We start from the raw sequence: 15,207 nt of genomic DNA, 5'->3' as shown, positions 1-15,207 counted from the left end.
GGAGTTTATATGAAGAAACTATTATTGACAGGTTTGCTGAGTATGACGTTGATGGGTGGTGTAGGCTTGCTACAGGCGGCGCCTGATCTAGAAGCGAATACGCCGGTAATCACTGCTATTAAAACCAGTATGCAGACACGCCATGCACAATTGCAATCATATTATGGGTCTGGTGCCATTGGCTTGACACAAGATGGCTATATTGCAGTGAAAGATGCCAGTGCCGTGCCACTGTCTCAGCGTGGTGGGCTGGCTGGGCTGGTGAAAGATGAAAACAGCGACCGCGCTAGACTCTACAAGGAAATTGCAGCCGCCAATGGCCATCCGGAGTGGCAAGGGGAGATTCAAAGTACCTTTGCCGGGCGCTGGATTGATAAAGCACAAGCGGGTTGGTTCTATCAAAAAGAGGGTGCTTGGGTTAAAAAATAACATATATATTGCATTAAGAAAGCTAAATAGATGAATTGGTTGATATTGGTATTAGCAGGCTTGTTTGAAATTATTTGGGCGATTGGCCTGAAATACACCGATGGTTTTACAAGACTATGGCCTACCGTAGGTACAGTGACGGCCATGGTGATTAGTGTAGGCTTGCTTGGCTTGGCCATGAAATCGCTGCCAGTGGGCACCGCCTATGCTGTATGGGTGGGCGTGGGTGCAGTGGGTACCGCAATATTGGGCATAGTCTTGTTCAATGAGTCGGCCAATTGGGGTCGGCTTGCCAGTTTGCTGTTGATTATTATCGGTATTGTTGGATTAAAGCTAGCTACACCAGCCAGCTAAATGACTGCAAGGGTAAGACGAGTTTTATAAACTGAACCCTGAATGCACATTTATTTCACGTTTTAAATCAATACACAATCACATACACTGAACCTAACTTCTCAAAAGTAAAGGGAGTGTTGTGATGCCAAGTAATCTTTATGTGCTACCTGCCTATGGCAAAGCCATCACCTTGGATGATCAAGGTGTGTTCTATGTAATGAATCAGTATGAAGATACGATTCAAGGCGTGATTCAACTGAGCTACGCGCGAGACGAATGGTGTTTGATGCAGTTGCAACACACCAGCGTAGCCGATGAATACTGTTGGACAGTGATGGCGGAGGATAGCCGTTATGCACTGAACAGCATGACTTCTAGCCAAATTGCCCATCACTTTGCACGACCTGAGTTTGCTGAACCCAAAGGTGCCTGGCAAGTCATTCGTAATCAACAGTATGGCTTTGGCAAATTCACTCCATTAGAAGCCAATCAACAAATAGCTTATGCGCTCTTGATGTTTGAGCAAGATGAAATCAAAGCAGTCATTCGCTTGCATAGAATGCAAGAAGACATGATGCAAACGATTGTGGAAGAAACCGTAGAACGAGAAGTCGAGTTCGCCTAATTCATCCAGTGGTCGTCATCGGTTTGTAAGTGACAGCAAGGCTTGGCATAGGCCAAGCCGGTGCTTTTAGTGTAAGCTATCGGGCATGATTATGCCCACTCTGATTTTTGATATTGAGACCATTCCGGATACGGAAGGCCTTCGCACTTTGTATAACCTCCCTGATAGCGTTACCCCAGCAGAAATTGCCAATATTGCGTTTCATCAGCGCAGGCAGCATAACGGTAGTGATTTTTTACCGCTACATCAACACCGTGTTTGTGCGATTTCTTGCGCATTGCGTGAAGGCAATCAATTTAGGGTGTGGACGCTGGGCGATGCACAATCAACAGAAGCAGAAATCATTCAGCGTTTTTTTGATGGCATAGAAAAATACACCCCGCAAATCGTCTCATGGAATGGTGGCGGTTTTGATTTGCCCGTCTTGCATTACCGCGCAATGATCAACCAAATACAGGCACCGCGTTATTGGGATTTGGGTGAGGACGATAAAGACTTTAAATGGAATAACTACATCAGCCGTTACCACATGCGCCATTTGGATTTAATGGACGTGCTTGCGATGTTCAATGCCCGCGCCAATGCGCCGTTGGATGAAATTGCGCAATTATGTGGATTCCCCGGTAAGTTAGGGATGGATGGCAGTAAAGTGTGGGGCGCTTATCAAGCAGGTGAGATTGAGGCGATACGCAATTATTGCGAGACCGATGTGGCCAATACTTATTTGGTTTTTTTACGGTTTCAGCTGATGCGTGGCCACTTGAGTCCAGTTGACTATGAAAAAGAAGTACAGTTGGTGCGGGATACCTTGAGTGGTTATTCAGGTGAGCACTGGCAAGAGTTCTTAAAGGCGTGGAAGTAATAAATATTATCTCCCACGCTCGTCTTAACTTTTTACAACACAGCGTGCTTGCGGCGCAAGCCCATTAATGCAAGCAATGCTGAGCTTAGTAACCAAATAGCCGGTGGTACGGGTACAGCGGATACGTTATCTTGGCCGCCTTCCTGATGGGTATTATTAGGGTCGATATCTTCTTTTTTGACCAAGTAAATTGGTTGTTTATTTTTGCCTCCACTGCCACCACCGCCTGCGCCGCCGACACCACCACCAGAAAAATTACCCGAATCTTGATGAGGCATGAAACCAGCCGCAATTGCGTCTTCTAAATCCATGACGTATTGTTCCAACCCTTTTGCCACACCTGCACCTGTCTCTTCGGTAGGTAAATCGAACACGTCATTAGAAGCGACAATCTCGCCTTCTTGGAAAAAGTTAGCATGTTTGAAAGGACTCTCACGCAACACAGGGTCTATTTGGCTAAAAGCTTTTTCCCAGCGTTGAATAAATGGCGTATGGGCTTCTGCTGCTTGAATAGATGGGATGCCAATACCATGCCCCGACTTTACAGTGGACTCATTTTCCATCGCTTGGTTTGGTTTGAATTGCATAGCATAAGCTAGCAGCGATATCAATCCTAGCATGGCGAATAATGCATATTTTAAACGGTTGTTTTTAGTTTGTTTCCGCGCTCTGGTTTTCATGGTGCGCCCCCAAAATAGCTATGACGAATAAGTACGCACATTACCCATTTGGGGGATATGCCGCAATAGCTCGTTTGCACTAACCAAGCTCAATAATGGCGTGAATGCTAGCTTTAACAGGTTTAATCAATATGAGAGTGTCTATTCTGCGCGCGCATCGGCTAAAATAGCGGCTATGAGAAGAAACCGTAATCAATCCCGTCAGTCTGCCACGCCCCAACCTATCCAAACTGCATTTATCGAATCGCTCGATCAGGAAGGACGTGGTGTAGCGCATGTGGATGGCAAAACTATTTTTATTGATGGCGCTTTGCCGCAAGAGCATGTCAGCTATCAATCCCACCACGTAAAACACACGTTTGAAGTGGCCAATGTGGTGCAAGTGTTTAAGCAAAGTAACCAGCGTGTCAAGCCGCAATGTCGGCACTTTGGGATATGCGGCGGCTGTAAATTGCAGCATCTGGATTTTGCCGCGCAAGTGGCCGCCAAGCAGCGCTTGTTAGAGAGTGACTTCAAACATATTGGCAAGGTAAAACCAGTCAATATGTTGCCTCCATTGTATGGCCCCACTTGGGGCTATCGTCACAAAGCGCGTTTGAGTGTCAAATACGTAGAGAAGAAACAGCGTGTGCTGGTGGGCTTTAATGAAAAAGCCACGCGCTTTGTGTCGGACATGAATAGCTGTGAAGTGCTGGTGCCAGAAGTGTCGGCATTGATTCAGCCTTTGCAGGAGATGATATTGCAATTGAGCTTACGCGATAAATTGCCACAAATTGAGTTGGCGGTGGGTGAAGCCATCAATCATCATCCCGTCATCGTGCTGATTTTCCGCATTATGGCTGGCTTAACCAGTGAAGATGAGCAACTGCTAAAGGTTTTTGCAGATACGCACCAAGTGCAGATGTGGACGCAAACCAAAGGCCCGGACACCATCATGCCATTTTATCCTAATGCGACTCAATTAGAGGCGCATGCAAGCAATGGCTTTGGTGCACAGCTGCAATATAGTCTGCCAGAGTTTGGCCTGACTTATCCGTTTAAGCCTAACGAATTTACGCAGGTCAACCCGCAAATCAACCAAGTGATGATACGTCGCGCTGTGCAGTTGTTATCACCACAGGCCGATGAAAAAATCGCAGATTTCTTCTGTGGTATTGGCAATTTTACCTTGCCCATTGCGCGTAGTGGTGCACAGGTATTGGGCTTGGAAGGGTTGGCTAATTTGGTTGAGCGTGCTAACGAGAGTGCACAGTTAAATCAAATTAAATATGTGAAGTTTGGCGTGGCTGATTTATTCAAAATGACCGAAGCTAGTTTGACCGAGCTAGGCCGTTTTGATAAATGGCTGGTGGATCCACCGCGCGATGGTGCGTTTGAGTTGGTCAAAGCAATCACGGCTGACAATGCACCTAAGCGTATTGTCTATGTGTCATGTAATCCGGCCACACTGGCGCGCGATGCAGGTGTGCTAGTCAATGAAAAGGGTTATACCTTGGCTGCGGCAGGGGTTATCAATATGTTCCCCCACACTGCACATGTGGAGTCTATTGCGCTGTTTACGCTCAAAGATGCTTAATACAAGCGGGGTGTAAAAAAGGCGATGCAGGTGCATCGCCTTTTGCTTACTGTCAGTTAGATTAACGTATTGCTACTTATCTATGCTGTAGGCTGTTTTTCCACTCACTGCTAGCAGTAGCAAGCCACCGGCCATGGCAATATTTTTCAAGAACAAGACGGTTTGTATTTGATCGCCGAAATTGCTGTGGAAAATAACGGCAGCGATTACCGAGAATCCAGCTAACGCAAACGCTGCGTATTTGGTTTTAAAGCCAACAGCAATCGCCAAGCCGCCCAGCAGTTCTAGCGCGATAGTCGGCCATAACAACACGGTTGGCACACCCATGGCTTGCATATAACCGGCGGTGCCTGCCGGGTCTGAAATCTTGCCGACGCCGGCGAGTATAAAAATCAATGCCAACATCACTCTACCTATTAACTGGATGATTCCGTTCATATGCTTCTTCCTCTCTTGTTGTCATAGAAAATTGCAAAGCCATCATACGTGAACTGTTTTGGTTTGTCATATGGCCGCCCATGTGGCTAGTGCGCTGATAGTTGGCGCGCTTATTGCTGTAGCAGATTGATATTTCAATCATGAATACATCTTGAGAAGAGCCTATGCCATTATCTAAAAAATTAGCCCTGATGCTAAGTGCGGTTTGTGTGTTGTTTCCTCTGATGAGCGTTGCTGAAACCGTGGATGCCAAAGTGATTCATACCCTATGGGTGGTGATTGCAGGGGCCATGGTATTTTTGATGCAGGCCGGATTTGCGTTGCTGGAATCCGGTATGGCGCGCGCAAAAAATACGGTGAATGTGATGATGAAAAACTACATGGATTTGTGTGTAGGCTCATTACTATTTTGGCTGGTGGGGTATGGTCTGATGTTTGGCAGCAGCCCCACAGGTTGGGTTGGCACAGATTTATTTGGTTTGGCCAGAGCCCCGGATTGGGACTTTAACTTATTGTTTTTTCAGATAATGTTTGCCGCTACGGCCGCTACGATTGTAAGTGGTGCCATGGCAGAGCGTACTAATTATGTGGCGTATTTGATTGGCACATGTGGTATGTCCGCGCTGATCTACCCTATTTATGGCGGCTGGGCATGGAATGATCATGGCTGGTTAAAACAAATGGGGTTCATTGATTTTGCAGGCTCCACTGTTGTGCATTCTGTGGGTGGTTGGTGTGCATTGGCTGCGATTATGTTGCTTGGCCCGCGCTTAGGACGCTTTGGTGCCAATGGAGAGGTGCGGGATTTGCCAGGCCATAATTTGGGCTATGTCACGATTGGTGGCTTCTTGTTGTGGTTTGGCTGGTTTGGTTTTAATGGGGGCAGTACACTCACGGCAGGCACAAATCTTGGGCATATTTTATTGAACACGCACATGGCAGGTGCAGCGGGTGCAGTAGGGGCATTGCTGATTAGCTATGTGATGCGCAAGCCAGCACTGATGACAAACGCCGTCAATGGCAGTATTGCAGGCTTGGTGTCGATAACTGCCGGTTGTGCCAGTATGGCGCTTCCCTATGCTGTGCTCACCGGCGCAATTGGCGGCGTGTTGTCTGTGTTAGGGGTAATGCTATTAGAACGCGTGCGCTTAGACGACGTGGTGGGCGCAGTGGCGGTGCATGGATTTTGCGGAGCTTGGGGTACTTTGGCCGCTGGTCTATTCTTAATCGGCAACATGTATAACCCGCATCAAATCATGGTGCAAGTCATCGGCATCACAGCTGCATTTTTGTGGGTGTTTGTGACAGCATTTAGCATGTACTGGTTGATTTCAAAAACAGCAGGATTACGCGTGAGTGCGATGCATGAGCAGCGCGGTTTGGATATTACTGAACATGGCGAGATTGGCTATCCCGAGTTTAGTCATGCCACGGCCTATTCTTCAGATAATCTTAAATCGCTAGAGAAACTGTAATGATAGTGTTAGCGGTAAATACAATGAGATACAGGTATACGCTATGGATTTAAAAACGAGGCGCAGAGCCATCTATACGGGCATGCGGCCATATTTTGATGATGCCGCACTGCTAGCGGCGATGCATTTGTGGCAAGTCAAATATTCCGATAAGCCCAAGTTTGCATTCACTGAGTTTTTATCAGAATGTTGCCAAGATAAAGATCTGCGCTCACAGCGTACGCATATCTTGAGCTCCATTTTTAAAGCGCTAGATATGCCAGAGCGAGACTTGCTGCCAGATCCCTTTGATATTGCCGAGCATCAAGTGGCCAGCATGCCGCTAGCGGTACACGGTTGCGATGATGTCACTACCGTATTTGTGCATTTGTTCCGTCACTTATTGGGCGCGCTGGCCGAAAAAGAGGTACTGAGTGTGCGTTTAGCCATACTGAATCAGTTGGATAAGCTGAATTTAGATGCATTAAGAAAAGCCTTTTTAAGAGACTGGTTAGACAAGCGTGCATCGGCACTGCCTTTGAGTTATAGCCTAGAGACCATGCGGCAGATCATTAACTTTTCCTATGTGGCCATTTGCGAATCAATGGGTCCAGTGAAGGCAGATCAGTTATTGGCCAATGTCATCAAAGCATCAGAAGAATACGCAAAACAGATGGAAGTCGAGCTGCACGAGTTTCTCTAAGGCATGGTGTTTACACATACGCTTGTAAGGTGTTGATGTAATAGACTTTACTAGAGTGAGATGAATATCAAGTAAAATTGCGTGGATGAAATTTTTCGCCTATTTACTTAGCTTATCATTTGTTCTGCTGGGGTGCACACCTACTCAGCCTGCAAGTACGCCAGCTACGATACGGATGGCTATTGCCCAAGCGCCGTTGAATTTAGATCCGCGTTATGCCACAGATGCTGCTTCCGAGCGCGTGAATCGCTTATTGTATGAACGCTTGGTCGAGTTTGATGCAAGCTCAAAAGCCGTACCTGCGCTTGCTAGTTGGCAACAACTCAGCCCGCTGCATTACCAATTTACGCTTAAGCATCAATCTGCGTTTCATGATGGCCAATTGCTCACTGCGCATGATGTGAAAGCCACTTATGCTAGTTTTCTCACCTTGCCAGATGCGCCGCATCGTGCCGAATTTGAACATATTGCACGCATAGCAGTGGTGTCCAACCAAGTATTGCATTTTTACTTGAAGCAGCCGGACCCACACTTTATTGAGAAGCTCATTATTGGTATTTTGCCGGCGACAGGCATTGCGCAAGGCCATGATTTTGCCCATGCGCCCATTGGCAGCGGTCCACTCAAGTTTGTCCGTTGGCAGAGCGCCTTAACGTTAGCACGGGTGGCAGATGGCCAGCAGATAACACTCACAGAAGTCAAAGACCCAACCGTGCGCGTGCTCAAGTTGCTGCGCGCAGAGGTGGATGTGCTGCAAGGCGATTTGCCGCCGGAACTGGTGGGCTATTTAAAGTCGAAACCGGATATTACGGTGAAATCACATGTAGGCTCGAACTTCTCTTACCTAGGCCTGAATATGCAAGACCCCGTGCTTAAGCAACTGAAAGTGAGGCAAGCGCTGGCACATGCGATTGATCGGCAAGCGATTGTGCGGCAGGTGATGGTAGACCAGACGCGCTTAGCAGAGGCCATTTTACCGCCCGAGCATTATGCCGGTAACCGTCAGTTAGCGCCGTATGCATATCGCCCTTTGTATGCAAAACAGTTGTTGCGTGAGGCAGGCATTCAGTTGCCACTCAAGCTGGTATACAAAACCTCAACCGATGCACAACGGGTACGTTTTGCCACCATATTACAAGCGCAAATGGCGCCAGCAGGCATTGATTTGGAAATCCGCAGCTTAGATTGGGGCACCTTTTTTGAAGAGATAAAGCAAGGGCAGTTTCAGGTCTATGGCTTAACGTGGGTGGGTATTAAAACGCCAGAAATCTACGCCAAAGCCTTTGCGAGCAATGCGACTCCACCGCATGGGTTTAATCGTGGCCGGTATAGTGATGTAACGTTAGACCAGCTGCTGGTAAAAGAGAGCTGGCCTGCCGTCACACAGCGTATTCATCAGCAACTGCCTTATATTCCACTATGGTACGAAGGACAGTTTGCAGCGTATCGAGCGCCGGTGCGTGACTATGCTGCACAATCGGATGGTAATTGGGACGGGCTGGCGACTATTCAATTGCTTAAGTAAGCGCCACACCAAATAGCTTGCCTACCATGGCGGTGATCAGCATGGCAAGCGCTCCCCAGAATGCGACTCTACTTGCGCCAGTGATGAGCTTTGCACCGCCCGCTTTTGCGGCTAAGCCACCCAGTATGGCTAGGAACAACAAGGATAATCCGGTGACGGCTTTGATCAGATAAAGTTGCGGGGCCAGCGCGGTCACTATGAGCGGTAGCGCTGCACCGACGGCGAACGTGCCCGCAGACGCGACTGCAGCCACAAGTGGTTTGGCTGCAACTGTATCAGACATGCCAAGTTCGTCACGTGCATGGGCACCAAGCGCATCGTGTGCAGTCAGTGCCAACGCCACCTGATGTGCTAAATCCGCGCTTAATCCACGCCCTATGTAAATGCCGGTGAGTTCTTTTAGCTCACTTTCCGGCTCATGTGTCAGTTCATGCGATTCTTTTGCCAAGTCAGCAGATTCAGTATCCGCTTGTGAACTGACCGACACATACTCTCCAGCGGCCATAGACATAGCCCCCGCCACCAAACCAGCAATGCCAGTCAGTAAAATAGAGGAATGGCTTGCTTGCGCAGCTGCTACGCCAATAATCAAACTGGCGGTAGAGACAATGCCATCGTTTGCGCCTAGCACTGCGGCACGCAACCAAGCAATGCGATGCGACTTATGAAACTCAAAATGCCTCAATATACTCCCCCAGCTTTTTAACAGCAGTGAATTAAAACATACGCCTTGAAGTGTAGTCTGTGATATCTGACATCACGTTGATATATATCATATCCGTATAAAATTTTAGTATCCAGATATGCTGATTGACTACCTTGGATAAGAATACCGTAAAATACACGTAACTATGCACATCCAAATTTCCATTCCTAAACAAACACTTTATTTGTTTGATGACAGTTTTATATTGTTGGCCGAGTATGCAATTTCCACTGCTGCCAACGGTGTGGGCTGCGAAAAAGACAGCGGATGCACGCCGCTAGGTAAGCATATTGTCCGTGCCAAGATTGGGACTGACGCACCTACCAATACCGTGTTTATAGGACGGCGCCCAACCGGTGAAATTTTCACCCCTGAGCTGATGACAGAATTTCCTAACCGGGATTGGATATTGACACGCATTTTATGGTTGAGCGGGCAAGAAATCGGCAAAAACCGATTAGGCAATGTCGATACCATGCAGCGCTATATTTATATTCATGGCACGCCAGACAGTACGCAGTTAGGCACCATCGGCTCGCATGGCTGTGTGCGCATGCGTAATGCCGATATCATTCAACTGTTTGAGCAGGTGCCAGTAGGCACTACGGTAGACATTCAGAATGCGTAGTCTATGCAATATGTATGCGGGGCCAAATATTGATTAGCCGTTGTTTAAGCTTACTTTCTGTCGTGTTTGGTGTGTTGTTGCTCACCTTCTTGCTGATTCATTTGGTACCGGGCGATCCGGTGGAAGTGATGCTGGGTGAGTCTGCTACGGCAGCCGACAGTGCTGCTTTGCGTGAGGAGTTAGGATTAACACAACCCTTGGTCATACAATTTGGTACGTATTTAAAGAAGCTCGTACAAGGGGATCTTGGGCAATCTATTCATACCAAAACGCCGATTACTACGCTGATTCAAGCGCGCTATCCTGCAACAATTAAGCTAGCACTTGTGGCACTTGCGCTTGGTTTGCTGATAGGCATTCCCATGGGAATTTTTGCAGCATTGCATGCAGGGCATTGGCAAGATTTTGTTGTGACAATCATCAGCGTACGCTTTTCTGCCATGCCTGCCTTTTGGCTAGGGCCATTGCTCATGTTGCTCTTGGCAGTATGGCTAGGGTGGTTACCGGTGAGTGGCATGGATCATTCAACATCCATTGTGTTGCCCGCGCTGACGTTAGGATTTGGCTTAAGTGCAATCCTCACCCGCATGACACGTACTAGTTTGTTAGAAGTGCTCAACGAGGACTATATCCGCACCGCCCGTGCCAAAGGGCTTAGTGAGCGCACGGTGATTGTGAAACACGCTTTACGTGCTGCCCTATTGCCCATCATCACCATTGTGGGTTTGCAAATGGGGAGCTTGCTAGCCGGCACCGTGATTACGGAAACGATTTTTAGCTGGGATGGCATTGGCAGGTTGCTGGTAGAGAGTATAGAGAAACGTGATTATCCGATCACGCAAGCTTGCGTACTTATCATTGCCCTTAGTTATGTATTGGTTAATCTGCTGACGGATGTGTTGTATCGGTTTGCTGACCCACGGATGAGGCATGCATGATGGCCAAAACATTTGCGATTAGTGTGTTAGTGTTTTGGGCATGTGCTGTATTGCTAGCACGCGTATTAGAAGTGCATGGCAACGAGATCGATTTACAGCATATTTTAGCTACCCCATCGTTACACTTCTGGTTTGGCAGTGATGATTTGGGGCGAGACATATTGGCACGCGTGCTACGTGGTGCCGAGGTTTCGTTCTTGGTAGCCATTGTAGTCACGCTGGTGAATATGTTGGTTGGTGTCAGCGTGGGTGTGTTGGCTGGTTTTTATGGGGGCAAAGTAGACCGTTTGCTCATGCATATTACCGATGTGTTTTTAGCGTTTCCTGGCATCTTGCTGGCCATCGCTTTTGCTGCAGTGTTGGGGCCGGGTATGTTGAATTTGGTTTTTGCGCTATGCCTCACAGGATGGGTCAGCTATGCCAGATTAGCCCGTGGTCAAACCTTAAGCTTGCGTAATCGGCAGCATGTACAAGCTGCAGAGTCTTTAGGGGCCACGCCATTCCGCTTGATGTTGCGCCATATATTGCCATTATTAACATCTTTGTTAATGGTAGAAGCGACTTATAGCTTAGCCAGTATCATGATTGCAGAAGCCAGTCTTTCCTTTTTAGGGTTAGGCATACAAGCGCCGAGTGCTTCATGGGGCGCCATGTTGCGAGACGGAGTGCGCTATATGCTAGTGGCACCTCATTACGTTTTGATTGTCGGTTTAAGTTTGATGAGCCTGATTCTGGCGATTAATCTGGGTGGGGATTATCTGCGCGATCAGCTGGATGTGAAGAGCGTTTAAAAAAACAAAAAAGGAAAGTAGTGAATGATTTTAGCAATAGATCTAGGTACAACTAATAGCCTTGTAGCCGTTTGGAAAGATGGGCAGTCTCAGTTAATTCCTAACTCACTAGGGCATGTATTAACACCATCGTGTGTGAGTATTGATGAACATGGTGATTTGTTAGTAGGGTTGGCCGCACGAGACAGACTTATTACTCACCCTGATATGACAACTGCGGCTTTTAAGCGATATATGGGTACCCATAAGCAAATTACGTTGGGTAAAAAGAAATTTCGTTCTGAGGAGCTTTCAGCAGTTATTTTAAAAACGCTTAAAGCTGATGCAGAAGCCTTTTTGGGGGAGCAGGTTGATGAGGCAATTATTACCGTACCTGCGTATTTTAACGATACCCAACGTAAAGCCACCCGTTTGGCAGGAGAGTTAGCTGGCCTGAAGGTAGAGCGTTTGTTAAACGAGCCAACAGCCGCTGCTTTAGCTTACGGTATGCATGATAAAGAGGCTGAGAGTCAGTTTTTAGTGTTTGATTTAGGTGGCGGAACTTTCGATGTTTCTATACTTGAGATGTTCTCTGGCGTGATGGAAGTTCGAGCAACCTCTGGCGATAATCACCTAGGTGGCGAGGATTTTGTTACCTTATTAGTGAATGCTTTTATAGACCAGGCTGGGAAACCTGCAGGATTAATATCAGAAAAACTCAGCGCACAGCAACATGCTAAGTTGCGTACAGAAGCGGAGCGCGTAAAGCGAGCGCTTAGCTTGGCGGATGAAGCCACATTTGTGTATAAAGATGCAGCGAAAGAAATTGTGTGGCAAATCAATACTAATCAGTTTGAGGAGCTAGCCAGCCCTTTGCTGAGCCGCTTAAGAGAACCCATAGAACGTGCTTTGCGAGATGCTAAGTTAAGGGCGGCTGATTTAGCTGATATTGTGCTAGTCGGTGGTGCTACGCGTATGCCTATCGTACATCGGTTGGTTGCAAAAATGCTAGGGCGTTTTCCAAGGCGTGATATAGACCCAGACGAAGCAATTGCTTCGGGTGCCGCTGTGCAAGCAGGCCTAAAAATGCGAGATTCAGCCTTGGATGATGTTGTAATGACGGATGTTTGTCCGTTTACATTGGGGGTAGAGACTACAGAGCAGATGGCCTCTGGACAGTATCTTGAAGGCGTGTACCTACCTGTTATTGAGCGCAATACAGTCATTCCAGCAAGTCGCTCCCAGCCTATTTCGCCGCTCACTCCAGATCAAAAATTGATATTGCTTAAAGTGTATCAAGGTGAAAGCCGACAAGTGAGCGAGAATGTGCCGTTGGGCGAGCTAAAAATACCTTTAGCCAAAGCGAGAAGTAGAAATGAAAGTCGATCTTTAGAGGTGCGCTTTACCTATGATATTAATGGCTTGTTAGAAGTTGAAGTGACTGAGCTTGCCACACAAAAAAGATATGATTTAGTCATACAGCAAACTCCTGGAGCAATGACTGACGACGATGTGAAAGTCAGCTTGGAGCGATTGCAGAATCTTAAAATAAGCCCTAGAGAGCAAGTTGAAAACAAAGCCTTGTTATCACGTTTATACAGGCTTTATGAGCAACATCTGGGTGATACGAGATTAGTCGTTTCAGGGTGGATAAATGCATTTGAAATGGTGCTGGAAAAACAAGATCCTAAAGAAATTGCAGATATAAGGACGAAAATTAATCAGTATGCAGATGGCTTAGAAGGTAAGCCAGTGCTATAAGCTAAGGCGATTTCAACACGATGTGGACTATATTAGGCATAGCGCCAACCAGCGATGTTAAAGCAATTAAACGTGCTTATGCAGTTAAGCTAAAAACTATCAATCCTGAAGATGATCCTGCGGCTTTTCAAGTGCTTCGAGGTGCTTATGAACAAGCAATTCAAGCGATAGAAAATGGCTGGGCAGCAGACTATTTGGTTGAGCAAGAAGAGTCGGAAATTGCAAACGATTCAGTAACGCCTGTTCAGTTACATGAGGAGCGCAGCACAGACCCTTTGACGGTAGCACAAGAGCGTTTGCAAGCTAATTTGTGGCAGGAGGCTGATAAAAGGGCTGGCGCGCTGTGTGACGAATTGCTACAAACATTTACCGCAACAAAAGCGCGCGAGCTGTTAAATGAGCGACTAAAAGATGATTGGTTGATCGCTCTTGATTCAAAACACTTTTTTGAGCGTTGTTTGATTAATAAGGTCGCGGAAAAAATCGATGATTTTTGTGATGAGCCTTTAGAAGTGCTGGTTCGCGAGTTCGGTTGGGTAGATCACAAGCACATACTTTGGCATGAAGAGTACTATGCTATGCATACTGTTTGGCAAGATTACCAAAGTCGTAAGACAGCTGTTCAACAGAGCGCCAAAACTAAAAAGACGGACTCTAAAACGAATTCTTGGCTAATTTGGCTATTGATATTTGCCTTACTCCAGGTGGTCAGAGCTTGTAGTCAATCTGAACCAACCCAAATTAACGAAGCTGATCGGCAAGCGATAGAGTTGAAATTAGAACAGCTTAAGCGCGATGGTACTGTCCATTCTATCGATCAGAAGCCTGCAGCATACTGGGGTAATTTTGATACACCAAACCCATCGCTATACAATAAAGGAAGTATTCAGCAAGAGCTTAACCAATACACTAAACTTAAAGAGGCACAAACAATTGTTGATGAAGTCAGCAAGAAAAATGCTAAATAGACGCTTGGTTGAGCTATCAACGTTATTTTATATATTCTCTGTTATGGCCATCATTTATGCGTAAACAGTACAAATATTACGACCTGATCATGGCAGCATTTGTCTGCGTGTTGGTATGTTCTAATCTTATCGGCCCTGCCAAAGTCACGCAAATAGACGCGCCATTATTGGGAACGCTGACATTTGGTGCTGGCGTTTTGTTTTTCCCCATCTCGTTTATTTTTGGCGATATTCTGACTGAAGTCTATGGCTATGCAGCCAGTCGGCGTGTGATCTGGGCCGGTTTTGCAGGGTTAGCCTTTGCCAGCTTAATGGCTTGGATGATTGTGGCATTACCGCCGGCGCCATTCTGGCAAAATCAACATGAGTATGAGGTAGTGCTAGGTAGTACTTGGCGTATCTCACTGGCTGGCTTGGTCGCATTTGCAGTAGGTGAGTTCGTCAATAGCTACATCATGGCCAAAATGAAAATCATCGCCGCGGGTAAACACTTATGGCAACGCACCATTACCAGTACCATTTTTGGTGAAGCGATTGATACGGTGATGTTTGTGCCGCTGGCGTTTTGGAATACGGGCATTATCCCCAACGATAAAATTCCTTTGGTGATAGGCGCGCAACTCATTGCGAAAATATTGGTGGAAGTCGCATTTACGCCCGTGGTGTATCAGGTTGTGGCATTTCTTAAAAAGGCCGAGCGCGAAGACTATTACGATAAAGACACCGATTTCAACCCGTTTACACTAGAGACAACACGCTAAATAACAAGGTGGGTTGTGACTACTTGATGTCATGCGTGCAGTCTCGC

At 46.9% G+C, this 15,207-nt stretch carries 17 protein-coding genes; 14 read left to right on the top strand and 3 right to left on the bottom strand.

The genetic code is table 11. The features are described from left to right. Window positions 1–9 precede the first annotated feature (9 nt). The 4 genes from FG11_RS07150 (at window position 10) to FG11_RS07135 (ending at window position 2,252) form a co-directional block, all read left to right on the top strand. Window positions 10–429 (top strand): YdbL family protein, encoded by a 420-nt coding sequence (locus FG11_RS07150; RefSeq protein ID WP_020182388.1) that lies wholly within the window; start codon window positions 10–12, stop codon window positions 427–429. A 30-nt stretch (window positions 430–459) separates the two neighbouring features. Beyond that, window positions 460–783 carry a quaternary ammonium compound efflux SMR transporter SugE gene (gene sugE / locus FG11_RS07145; protein ID WP_020182387.1) on the top strand — a complete coding sequence of 108 codons (324 nt, stop codon included), beginning with the start codon at window positions 460–462 and terminating at the stop codon, window positions 781–783. Window positions 784–907: 124 nt separating this feature from the next. Then, on the top strand, window positions 908–1,390 hold the full coding sequence (locus FG11_RS07140) for a hypothetical protein (RefSeq protein WP_047533997.1): 483 nt from the start codon (window positions 908–910) through the stop codon (window positions 1,388–1,390). An 88-nt stretch (window positions 1,391–1,478) separates the two neighbouring features. Continuing rightward, window positions 1,479–2,252 (top strand): 3'-5' exonuclease, encoded by a 774-nt coding sequence (locus FG11_RS07135; RefSeq protein ID WP_047535913.1) that lies wholly within the window; start codon window positions 1,479–1,481, stop codon window positions 2,250–2,252. A 32-nt stretch (window positions 2,253–2,284) separates the two neighbouring features. Here the strand turns inward: FG11_RS07135 and FG11_RS07130 are convergent, their stop codons facing one another. Next, on the bottom strand, window positions 2,285–2,932 hold the full coding sequence (locus tag FG11_RS07130) for a hypothetical protein (RefSeq protein ID WP_025224563.1): 648 nt from the start codon (window positions 2,930–2,932) through the stop codon (window positions 2,285–2,287). Between the two features lie 175 nt (window positions 2,933–3,107). Between FG11_RS07130 and rlmD the strand changes: the two genes are divergently transcribed. After that, window positions 3,108–4,508, top strand: a complete 1,401-nt coding sequence (gene rlmD, locus FG11_RS07125) for a 23S rRNA (uracil(1939)-C(5))-methyltransferase RlmD (RefSeq protein ID WP_047533995.1) — start codon at window positions 3,108–3,110, stop codon at window positions 4,506–4,508. Window positions 4,509–4,580: 72 nt separating this feature from the next. Here the strand turns inward: rlmD and FG11_RS07120 are convergent, their stop codons facing one another. Continuing rightward, entirely contained in the window at window positions 4,581–4,946 is a 366-nt protein-coding gene (locus FG11_RS07120) for a DoxX family protein (RefSeq protein WP_026361753.1), read from the bottom strand. A gap of 164 nt (window positions 4,947–5,110) precedes the next feature. Here FG11_RS07120 and FG11_RS07115 point away from each other — a divergent pair, with 164 nt between their 5' ends. The 3 genes from FG11_RS07115 to FG11_RS07105 all read left to right on the top strand — a co-directional run bounded on the left by FG11_RS07115 (window position 5,111) and on the right by FG11_RS07105 (window position 8,628). Next, entirely contained in the window at window positions 5,111–6,421 is a 1,311-nt protein-coding gene (locus FG11_RS07115) for an ammonium transporter (RefSeq protein WP_047533993.1), read from the top strand. 43 nt (window positions 6,422–6,464) lie between these two features. Continuing rightward, on the top strand, window positions 6,465–7,103 hold the full coding sequence (locus tag FG11_RS07110) for a hypothetical protein (RefSeq protein ID WP_036317670.1): 639 nt from the start codon (window positions 6,465–6,467) through the stop codon (window positions 7,101–7,103). 175 nt (window positions 7,104–7,278) lie between these two features. Beyond that, the gene (locus tag FG11_RS07105) at window positions 7,279–8,628 is read left to right on the top strand and encodes an ABC transporter substrate-binding protein (protein ID WP_088177902.1); all 1,350 of its coding nucleotides are present in this window, start codon (window positions 7,279–7,281) and stop codon (window positions 8,626–8,628) included. On the opposite strand, the gene FG11_RS07100 is transcribed toward FG11_RS07105, so the two are convergent. Further along, window positions 8,621–9,313: a VIT1/CCC1 transporter family protein gene (locus FG11_RS07100; RefSeq protein WP_047533987.1), complete on the bottom strand. Its 693-nt coding sequence runs from the start codon at window positions 9,311–9,313 to the stop codon at window positions 8,621–8,623. The genes FG11_RS07105 and FG11_RS07100 overlap by 8 nt on opposite strands. Before the next feature lie 166 nt (window positions 9,314–9,479). Between FG11_RS07100 and FG11_RS07095 the strand changes: the two genes are divergently transcribed. From FG11_RS07095 to FG11_RS07070, 6 genes are read left to right on the top strand one after another with little or no spacing between them, the layout of a single operon-like run. Further along, window positions 9,480–9,962 carry a L,D-transpeptidase gene (locus tag FG11_RS07095; RefSeq protein WP_047533985.1) on the top strand — a complete coding sequence of 161 codons (483 nt, stop codon included), beginning with the start codon at window positions 9,480–9,482 and terminating at the stop codon, window positions 9,960–9,962. A gap of 14 nt (window positions 9,963–9,976) precedes the next feature. Beyond that, entirely contained in the window at window positions 9,977–10,900 is a 924-nt protein-coding gene (nikB, locus tag FG11_RS07090) for a nickel ABC transporter permease (RefSeq protein WP_052184971.1), read from the top strand. Continuing rightward, window positions 10,897–11,691: an ABC transporter permease gene (locus tag FG11_RS07085; protein ID WP_025224557.1), complete on the top strand. Its 795-nt coding sequence runs from the start codon at window positions 10,897–10,899 to the stop codon at window positions 11,689–11,691. The genes nikB and FG11_RS07085 overlap by 4 nt, the downstream gene beginning before the upstream one ends. Window positions 11,692–11,715: 24 nt before the next feature. Beyond that, entirely contained in the window at window positions 11,716–13,431 is a 1,716-nt protein-coding gene (locus FG11_RS07080) for a molecular chaperone HscC (protein WP_025224556.1), read from the top strand. Between the two features lie 20 nt (window positions 13,432–13,451). After that, window positions 13,452–14,399: a hypothetical protein gene (locus FG11_RS07075; RefSeq protein WP_020182373.1), complete on the top strand. Its 948-nt coding sequence runs from the start codon at window positions 13,452–13,454 to the stop codon at window positions 14,397–14,399. Window positions 14,400–14,455: 56 nt separating this feature from the next. Continuing rightward, a complete protein-coding gene (locus FG11_RS07070; RefSeq protein ID WP_020182372.1) occupies window positions 14,456–15,160 on the top strand; it encodes a queuosine precursor transporter in 705 nt (234 codons plus the stop codon). Window positions 15,161–15,207 lie beyond the last annotated feature (47 nt).

Origin of the sequence: Methylotenera sp. N17, from assembly GCF_000799155.1 — a bacterium.
In the GTDB taxonomy this organism is placed as follows: Bacteria; Pseudomonadota; Gammaproteobacteria; order Burkholderiales; family Methylophilaceae; genus Methylophilus.
The sequence above is the reverse complement of the archived record's forward strand: the minus strand, read 5'-3'. Positions and strand labels throughout refer to the sequence as shown.

Excerpts from the sequence above, each read along its gene's own strand:
- sugE (WP_020182387.1), top strand. The coding sequence starts at position 460 with ATGAATTGGTTGATATTGGTATTAGCAGGCTTGTTTGAAATTATTTGG.
- FG11_RS07115 (WP_047533993.1), top strand. The coding sequence starts at position 5,111 with ATGCCATTATCTAAAAAATTAGCCCTGATGCTAAGTGCGGTTTGTGTG.
- nikB (WP_052184971.1), top strand. The coding sequence starts at position 9,977 with ATGCGGGGCCAAATATTGATTAGCCGTTGTTTAAGCTTACTTTCTGTC.
- FG11_RS07110 (WP_036317670.1), top strand. The coding sequence starts at position 6,465 with ATGGATTTAAAAACGAGGCGCAGAGCCATCTATACGGGCATGCGGCCA.
- FG11_RS07075 (WP_020182373.1), top strand. The coding sequence starts at position 13,452 with ATGTGGACTATATTAGGCATAGCGCCAACCAGCGATGTTAAAGCAATT.
- FG11_RS07130 (WP_025224563.1), bottom strand. The coding sequence starts at position 2,932 with ATGAAAACCAGAGCGCGGAAACAAACTAAAAACAACCGTTTAAAATAT.
- FG11_RS07085 (WP_025224557.1), top strand. The coding sequence starts at position 10,897 with ATGATGGCCAAAACATTTGCGATTAGTGTGTTAGTGTTTTGGGCATGT.
- FG11_RS07105 (WP_088177902.1), top strand. The coding sequence starts at position 7,279 with ATGGCTATTGCCCAAGCGCCGTTGAATTTAGATCCGCGTTATGCCACA.
- FG11_RS07095 (WP_047533985.1), top strand. The coding sequence starts at position 9,480 with ATGCACATCCAAATTTCCATTCCTAAACAAACACTTTATTTGTTTGAT.
- FG11_RS07150 (WP_020182388.1), top strand. The coding sequence starts at position 10 with ATGAAGAAACTATTATTGACAGGTTTGCTGAGTATGACGTTGATGGGT.
- FG11_RS07120 (WP_026361753.1), bottom strand. The coding sequence starts at position 4,946 with ATGAACGGAATCATCCAGTTAATAGGTAGAGTGATGTTGGCATTGATT.
- FG11_RS07080 (WP_025224556.1), top strand. The coding sequence starts at position 11,716 with ATGATTTTAGCAATAGATCTAGGTACAACTAATAGCCTTGTAGCCGTT.
- FG11_RS07140 (WP_047533997.1), top strand. The coding sequence starts at position 908 with ATGCCAAGTAATCTTTATGTGCTACCTGCCTATGGCAAAGCCATCACC.
- rlmD (WP_047533995.1), top strand. The coding sequence starts at position 3,108 with ATGAGAAGAAACCGTAATCAATCCCGTCAGTCTGCCACGCCCCAACCT.
- FG11_RS07070 (WP_020182372.1), top strand. The coding sequence starts at position 14,456 with ATGCGTAAACAGTACAAATATTACGACCTGATCATGGCAGCATTTGTC.